This is a genomic window from Streptomyces sp. TRM68416, from assembly GCF_014596915.1.
In the GTDB taxonomy this organism is placed as follows: Bacteria; Actinomycetota; Actinomycetes; order Streptomycetales; family Streptomycetaceae; genus Streptomyces.
In genome coordinates, this window is record NZ_JACVWU010000021.1 from 164341 (window position 1) to 171607 (window position 7267).

The 7267-nt window shown below is 68.6% G+C and carries 8 protein-coding genes and 1 pseudogene; all 9 read right to left on the reverse strand.

Annotated elements, in window-relative coordinates; translation table 11 throughout:
• Nucleotides 1–90: 90 nt before the first annotated feature.
• Nucleotides 91–1143: a lysophospholipid acyltransferase family protein gene (locus ICC28_RS29930; protein ID WP_188291866.1), complete on the reverse strand. Its 1053-nt coding sequence runs from the start codon at nucleotides 1141–1143 to the stop codon at nucleotides 91–93.
• Nucleotides 1144–1157: 14 nt separating this feature from the next.
• A complete protein-coding gene (locus ICC28_RS29935; protein ID WP_188291867.1) occupies nucleotides 1158–2219 on the reverse strand; it encodes an NAD-dependent epimerase/dehydratase family protein in 1062 nt (353 codons plus the stop codon).
• A gap of 285 nt (nucleotides 2220–2504) precedes the next feature.
• The gene (locus ICC28_RS29940) at nucleotides 2505–2603 is read right to left on the reverse strand and encodes a 30S ribosomal protein bS22 (RefSeq protein WP_003948845.1); all 99 of its coding nucleotides are present in this window, start codon (nucleotides 2601–2603) and stop codon (nucleotides 2505–2507) included.
• Nucleotides 2604–2748: 145 nt separating this feature from the next.
• On the reverse strand, nucleotides 2749–2961 hold the full coding sequence (locus ICC28_RS29945; protein WP_004984898.1) for a helix-turn-helix domain-containing protein: 213 nt from the start codon (nucleotides 2959–2961) through the stop codon (nucleotides 2749–2751).
• A gap of 129 nt (nucleotides 2962–3090) precedes the next feature.
• A complete protein-coding gene (locus ICC28_RS29950; protein WP_188291868.1) occupies nucleotides 3091–3906 on the reverse strand; it encodes a phosphatase in 816 nt (271 codons plus the stop codon).
• A gap of 119 nt (nucleotides 3907–4025) precedes the next feature.
• Nucleotides 4026–4177: pseudogene (locus tag ICC28_RS41600) on the reverse strand (cobyrinic acid a,c-diamide synthase); the annotation flags it as partial.
• Entirely contained in the window at nucleotides 4170–5345 is a 1176-nt protein-coding gene (locus tag ICC28_RS29955; protein WP_188291869.1) for an acetoin utilization protein AcuC, read from the reverse strand. The gene ICC28_RS29955 and the pseudogene ICC28_RS41600, both read right to left, overlap by 8 nt.
• The gene (locus tag ICC28_RS29960; protein WP_188291870.1) at nucleotides 5296–6516 is read right to left on the reverse strand and encodes an MFS transporter; all 1221 of its coding nucleotides are present in this window, start codon (nucleotides 6514–6516) and stop codon (nucleotides 5296–5298) included. Before ICC28_RS29960 ends, ICC28_RS29955 begins: the two co-directional genes overlap by 50 nt.
• Before the next feature lie 83 nt (nucleotides 6517–6599).
• Entirely contained in the window at nucleotides 6600–7244 is a 645-nt protein-coding gene (locus tag ICC28_RS29965) for an HAD family hydrolase (RefSeq protein ID WP_188291871.1), read from the reverse strand.
• Nucleotides 7245–7267 lie beyond the last annotated feature (23 nt).

Genomic DNA, 7267 nt, shown 5'->3' on the forward strand with positions numbered 1-7267 from the left:
AGTACGGCGACGGGGGCGCCCTCCTCACGAAGGGCGCCCCCGTCGCCGTACAAACGTTTCTTCAGCCCGGGACCCGACCGGCCGAAGACGTCAGAAGAACACCGACCGCCGCTGCACCAAGAGCTTGTACAGCGTGTGCTGGATCTGTTCCCTGACCTGGTCGGTCAGGTTGAACATCAGCATCGGGTCCTCGGCCGCCTCCGGCGGATAGCCGTCCGTGGGAATCGGCTCGCCGAACTGGATCGTCCACTTCGTGGGGAGCGGAACCGCGCCCAGCGGGCCCAGCCACGGGAAGGTCGGCGTCAGCGGGAAGTACGGGAAGCCCAGGAGCCGGGCCAGCGTCCTGGCGTTGCCGATCATCGGGTAGATCTCCTCCGCGCCGACGATCGAGCACGGGATGATCGGGGCGCCCTGCCGCAGCGCGGTGGAGACGAAGCCGCCGCGGCCGAAGCGCTGGAGCTTGTAGCGCTCACTGAACGGCTTGCCGATGCCCTTGAAGCCCTCCGGCATCACCCCGACCAGCTCGCCCTGGCCCAGCAGCCGCTCGGCGTCCTCCGCGCAGGCCAGCGTGTGACCCAGTTTGCGGGCCAGCTCGTTGACCACGGGCAGCATGAAGACCAGGTCCGCCGCCAGGAGCCGCAGATGACGGCCGGCGGGATGGTTGTCGTGGACGGCGACCTGCATCATCAGGCCGTCCAGCGGCAGCGTGCCGGAATGGTTGGCGACGATCAGCGCCCCGCCCTCGGACGGGATGTTCTCCACGCCCTTCACCTCGACCCGGAAGTACTTCTCGTACACCGGGCGCAGCAGGGACATCAGGACCTGGTCGGTGAGTTCCTCGTCGTAGCCGAAGTCATCGACCTCGTACTCCCCGGTGAGGCGGCGGCGCAGGAAGGACAGGCCCCCGGCGATACGTCGCTCCAGACCGCCGCCGTCCTGCGGCTCCTGCGGCCGCTGCTCCTCATGGGTCACAGGTACATCATCCTGCGCGGCCGCCCTGCTGGGCAGGGGCTGGACCTCGCGGACCAGCGCGGGCTCACCGCTCTTGAGCCGGCTCCCCGCGCTCCGGCGCCGCGGCGACCGCTGCACGGTGCCGCCGCGGGACCGGTCGTCGTCGAACGGAATGACCTTGGCATCCGCCATCGTTGATGCGCTCCTCAGTTGGCGCTCTGCGTCGGGGGGTGGCCGCTGCCCGCCAGGGGCAGCGTGGCGATCCGGTCGACGGCCCCCGCAAGGGCCTCCGGCGGCAGGAGTCCGGGTCCGCGGCTGCGCGCGAAGTCCGCGAAGGTCTCGGCCGTCGTGTACTTCGGCTTGAAACCGAGCGTCTCCCGCATCTGGTCCGTCGCCACGACCCGGCCGTGGGTCAGCAACCGGATCTGCTCGGGTGAGAAGTCCGTCATGCCCAGCGTACGGACCAGGGAGCCCGCCCAGGTGACGGCAGGCAGGAGCAGGGGCACGGTGGGCCGCCCGAGCCGCCGCGAGCACTGGGAGAGCAGCAGGACGCCGTCGCCGGCGATGTTGAAGGTGCCGCTGTTGAGCGTGCCCCGCTCCGGTTCGTGCGAGGCGATCCGCAGCACCTCGATCACGTCGTCCTCGTGCACGAACTGCAGCCGCGGGTCGTACCCGAACACGGTCGGCAGCACGGGCAGCGAGAAGTACGAGGCGAGCGGCGAGTCCGCGGCCGGCCCCAGGATGTTGGCGAACCGCAGCACGCACACCGCGACATCGGGCCGCCGCCGCGCGAACCCGCGCACATATCCCTCGACCTCGACCGTGTCCTTGGCGAACCCGCCGCTGGGCAGGGACTTGGGCGGCGTGGTCTCGGTGAACACCGCCGGATCCCGGGGCGCGGACCCGTACACGTTCGTACTGGACTTCACCACCAGCCGCTTCACGTTCGGGGACTTCTGACACGCGCCGAGCAGCTGCATCGTCCCGATGACGTTGGTCTCCTTGACCGTCGTACGGCTGCCACTGCCGAGCGCCGTACCGGTCACGTCCATGTGTACGACCGTATCGGCGGCCGTCTCGGCGAGCACCCGCGCGATGGTGGCCTGCCGGATGTCGGCCTGGATGAAGTCGGCGCCGCCCAGATGATGCTCGGGCGGGACCGCGTCCACGGCGATCACCCGCTCCACCTGTGGGTCACGCTGGATGCGTCGTACGAAACGGCCCCCCAACTGGCGAGCCACTCCGGTCACGAGCACGACCTTGCCCAAGATCAGCGCCTTCCTTCCAGCACTCGTCCCTGCACCCTGCCCGCGTTCCCCGTGTGCGGCCAACTTAGCGGGTTGTTGTTGCGCTGTGATGACCGCCCAATGCACGAAGTGACGACATCGGCGGACGTACGAACAGACCAAGCCATGTGCCACACATGCGTACGCCCGCGATCCTCCGCCCCCGCACAGTGCCACGCCCGTGTGCACGAGCCGGCCCCGCTATGCGTGTGGCCCCCCACCAGGATCGGTGGGGGGCCACAGTCACGCCTGCTTTCGCGGCGCCGCTTACTTCTTGTTGCGACGCTGAACGCGCGTGCGCTTGAGCAGCTTGCGGTGCTTCTTCTTGGCCATCCGCTTGCGCCGCTTCTTGATAACAGAGCCCACGACTACCCTCGCTCACTTCTCATCACTCGGTGTTTGGGCGCCATGGGCCCACACGACCTACGAGGGGCTAGCCTACCCGCCCGAGCGCTGAGGTCGTAATCGAGGGGACGGGGGGATCCTTGCGAAGCCCCCTCGCCCACCGTCGTCAGGCGGTTTCCACCCCCACGTAGCTCTCGCGGAGATACTCGTGAACCGCTTGCTCGGGGACGCGGAAGGACCGCCCCACCCGGATCGCAGGCAGATGACCGCTGTGCACCAACCGGTACACGGTCATCTTCGACACTCGCATCACCGAGGCGACTTCCGCCACGGTAAGGAACTGAACCTCGTTCAGAGGCCTCTCGCCAGCTGCAGCCATGACACACCTGAACCTTCCGCACTCGACGGCCACCGGCTTCCCCTTCCGGTGACTCTTCGTCGCTGCGTGCTCACTCCCCAATGTAGGGGCGGGTGATGCGAGTGGGGAAGAGGTGCACCCATCGGCGCCCTACTGTGACAGACACGCTCGATTGAGTACGTAGCGGGTAAGCGGCCGGTAGTAATCAGACCGCACAGCGTCATCAAGTGGAACGACGACGGACACCACCCCCTCGGCCTCCCCCACGAAGAGCGCAGGGTCATCGGTATCGGCGAGCCCAATGGCCTCAAACCCGAGCTGACCTGCCCCGCAGACCCAGCCGTGATCCCCGATGACAAGCTCGGGCAGGGGGCCACCGGCCTCCGCGGCCGCGGCCAGCGCGGTACGAACCGGGAGCGGTGAGTGCGTGTGTGCGCCGGGCTCACAACCGGAGCCCGAGGGGCCGGGTTCCCGCACGAACGCGACTCCTCGTACGTAGTCAAGGTTGTACGTGCGTAGGCCGAACCGGGTCGTTATGTCGACACAGCGACCCTGCGCCGGGGTGAGTACGGCACATCCCACCGCCGAGAGCGCGTCTGCCAAGGCGGCGTAGAACCCGAGCAGCCGATGCGGATGCCCGGTCCCCAGCAACACCGGCGCCCTACGCTGCGCGACAGCCGCGAGCCGCTCCGCGAAGGCGTCCAGCGCGGCCACCGTCCGCTCAGGATCGATCACATCATGGCCTGAGACGCACCGAGGATCGGCCGAAACCCCACACTTGTCCGCCATCAACCCGATCAAATCCCGCTGCCCCCACGACCACTCAGGATCGATCCCGATCAGCACCCGAGGATCCCGAGCCGCGAAAAGCCGATAACTCCGCAGACTCTCCTCCCGCGAGGTCGCCACCACCCCCGCAAGACGAGCAGCAAGCAGATGAGCCCGCAGAGCTCCAACGGTCAACACGGATGCGATGCTGACGGACAGAACCCCCCTGACACCCCCAGAACCCCGAAAGACCCCACGGTTGGCGTAAACACCCCCAGCCCGTCCGGCGCTTGAGGACGAGGCGGCAGCCCCAGGGTGCCTTTGCCGACGCCGGTCGATATATCCAGCCCGTCCGGCGCTTGAGGACAAGGCCGTTCAGGCCGAAGCGGGGGTCTGGGGGCGCAGCCCCCAGGGACGGGACGGGTAGGGGCGGCGGGGGCGAAAGAACACCCCACCCACCCCTACGCCAACAACCCCCGCAACGGAAACACCGCCCGCCGAGCCGCCAACACCGCCTGATCCAACCGATCCGCAGGGTCGTACCCCGCCTCCCAGTCCCCCCACCCCACAGGCCACCGCCCATCAGTCATCCGCACCGGCGCCAACTGCCGAGTACGCGCGAAGACCTCCTGCCGCCACCCATCAGGAATCCCCGTCTCAGGCGCAATCTCCCGCCCCGCGGCAATCCCCACCAGATGCGTCCACGACCGCGGCACGACCTCCACCACCGCGTACCCCCCACCCCCGAGCGCCACCCACCGCCCATCCGCATACTCATGCGCCAACGCATGACACGCCACCTGCACAGCCCGCTGCGCATCCAACGACACCGCAAGATGCGCCAACGGATCCTCGAAGTGCGTATCGGCCCCGTGCTGCGTCACCAACACCTGCGGCCGAAAATCAGCGATCAACTCCGGCACCACGGCGTGGAACGCCCGCACCCACCCCGCATCCCCGGTCCCCGCCGGCAACGCCACATTCACGGCCGACCCCTCCGCGGCCCCCTCCGCCCCCGTCTCCTCCGGCCACCCGGTCTGCGGAAACAACGTCCGAGGATGCTCGTGCAGCGAAATCGTCAGAACCCGCGGATCCTCCCAGAACGCCGCCTGCACCCCGTCCCCGTGGTGCACATCCACATCGATGTACGCGACCCGCTCGGCCCCCAGCTCCAACAACCGCGCAATCGCCAACGAGGCGTCGTTGTAGATGCAGAACCCCGACGCGGTCCCCGGCATCGCATGATGCAGCCCACCCGCGAAGTTCACCGCATGCAGCGCCTCCCCCCGCCACACGGCCTCCGCCGCCCCCACCGACTGCCCGGCGATCAGCGCCGACACCTCATGCATCCCGGCGAAGGCCGGATCGTCCATCGTCCCGATCCCGTACGACCCGTCCGCCGCCCCGGGATCCAGCGACGCCGCCTTCACGGCCTCGATGTAGTCCTGCCGGTGGACGAGCCGCAGCGTCGACTCCCCCGCCGGCTTCGCCGCGACGACCTCGATGTCCCGATCGAGCCCGAAGGCGTCCACCAGGCTCCGGGTCAGGGCAAGCCGAACCGGATCCATCGGATGCCCGGGCCCGAAGTCATAGCCCGTTACTGCCTCGTCCCACATCAACTGTGCGCGGCCGCTCATGCCCGTCACCGTATCGGTCCGGTTGAGCGGCGAACGAGCGGGCATACACCAGCGTCACCAGGACCAACACCATCGGCACCAGCATCGCCCCGCGATAACTCCACGCATCCCCCAAGGCCCCCACCAACGGCGAACCGACCAAAAACCCCACATAGTTGAAGACATTGAGCCGCGCCACGGCCGCATCCGACGCCCCCGGGAACAACCGCCCCGCCGCCGCGAAGGTCTGCGGCACCAGCACACACAACCCCAGCCCCAGCAGGGTGAACCCGAGCATCCCGACCCACGCCCCGGGCGCCCCGGCCACCACCGCGAACCCCACCGCCGCGACCACGGCCCCACCCCGTACGACAGCCACGGCCCCGAACCGCCGCACCCCGAGGTCCCCCAGAGCCCGCCCGAGCAGCGTGGTGACCATGTAGACGTTGTACGGCACCGTAGCCAACTGCTCGCTGCTCCCCAGCACGTCCTGCAGATACTTCGCGCTCCAGTTGGAGACGGTCGAGTCCCCGATGTACGCGAAGGTCATCACCAGACACAGCGGCAACAGCACCTTGAACCCGACGGCCCCCGCCCGAGCCTCGGCCTCCACCACCGCCTTCGCGGCCACCGGCTCCCCGTCGACGTACCACCGACTCCCCACCAGTGCGGCCGGCAACAGCACCACGACCACCGGCAGATACGCCACGAACAGCGCCAGATCCCAGTGCGCCCCCACCCAGGCCAGCGACGCCCCCATGATCCCGCCCAGGCTGTACGCGGCATGGAAACTGAGCATGATGCTGCGCCCGTACGCCCGCTGCAGACTCACCCCGAGCATGTTCATGGAGGCGTCCAGCGCCCCCACCGCCAGCCCGAACGCCCCGAGCGCGATCCCCAGCTCGACCATCCGGTCCCCGGCCCCGACCCCGAGCAGCGCCAGGAGCACCACGGGCTGGGACCACCGCAGCACCCTGCTGGCAGGAACCTTCCTCACCAGTTTCCCGGTGGCGACGCTCCCGACCCCGGCCAGGATCGGTACGGCGGCCAGGAAGACCGGCAGCAGCGCGTCCGACACCCCGTACCGGTCCTGGATGGCCGGTATTCGGGTCACCAGCAGAGCAAACGCGACGCCCTGAGCGAAGAAGCTGAACGCCAGCGAGGCCCTGCCGCGCCGCAGCACATCAGTCATGGCGGCGAGCGTAAGGCCCCGGCGTACCCGTGGGTAGATCAAGCCAAAGATGAATTTCCCTCAGCTTCACTCCGACCGCTGCCTCACAGCAGCAGATCGGCCAACTCCCCCATGTCGGCGAAGAGTCGGGTGGCCTGGGAGAGCTTCGCGGCGGGTGTCATGGCGGTGAACCCGTAGACGTCCATCCCCGCGGCCACGGCCGCCTGAACGCCCAGCGGACTGTCCTCGATCACCACACACCGCGCGGGCTCGACCCCCATCCGCTCTGCCGCGTACAGGAAGAGATCCGGTGCCGGCTTGCCCCGCCCCACATCCTGCGAGCTGAAGATCCGCGCGTCGTCGAACCACCGGTCCAGCCCGGTCGTCCGATGCCCGACCCGAATACGCTCATGGCTCCCGGACGAGGCCACGCAGTACGGCACCTCGTCCGCGGCCAGCTTCTCCAGCACCCCACCGGCCCCCGCGACCGGCTTCAACTCCCGCTCGAAGGCCGCGAACACCCGCCCGTGGAAGACGTCGTCGAACTCCTCGGGAAGCCGCTCCCCCGTGCGCTCCAGGACCAGCTCATGGATCCGGTGCATGGCGGACCCCATGTAGTCCCGAATGGACTCCTCGTACGAGGTCGGGTGCCCGAGCTCGGTCAGATAGGCGGCCAGGAGCCGGTTGGAAATCGGCTCACTGTCGACGAGGACACCGTCGTTGTCAAAGATAACCAGGTCGTAGCGCATACCTAGACCCTAGATGACCCCTG

Coding starts and splice junctions, on each gene's coding strand:
- ICC28_RS29930 (WP_188291866.1), bottom strand. CDS start 1,143: ATGGCGGATGCCAAGGTCATTCCGTTCGACGACGACCGGTCCCGCGGC.
- ICC28_RS29945 (WP_004984898.1), bottom strand. CDS start 2,961: ATGGCTGCAGCTGGCGAGAGGCCTCTGAACGAGGTTCAGTTCCTTACC.
- ICC28_RS29955 (WP_188291869.1), bottom strand. CDS start 5,345: ATGAGCGGCCGCGCACAGTTGATGTGGGACGAGGCAGTAACGGGCTAT.
- ICC28_RS29960 (WP_188291870.1), bottom strand. CDS start 6,516: ATGACTGATGTGCTGCGGCGCGGCAGGGCCTCGCTGGCGTTCAGCTTC.
- ICC28_RS29965 (WP_188291871.1), bottom strand. CDS start 7,244: ATGCGCTACGACCTGGTTATCTTTGACAACGACGGTGTCCTCGTCGAC.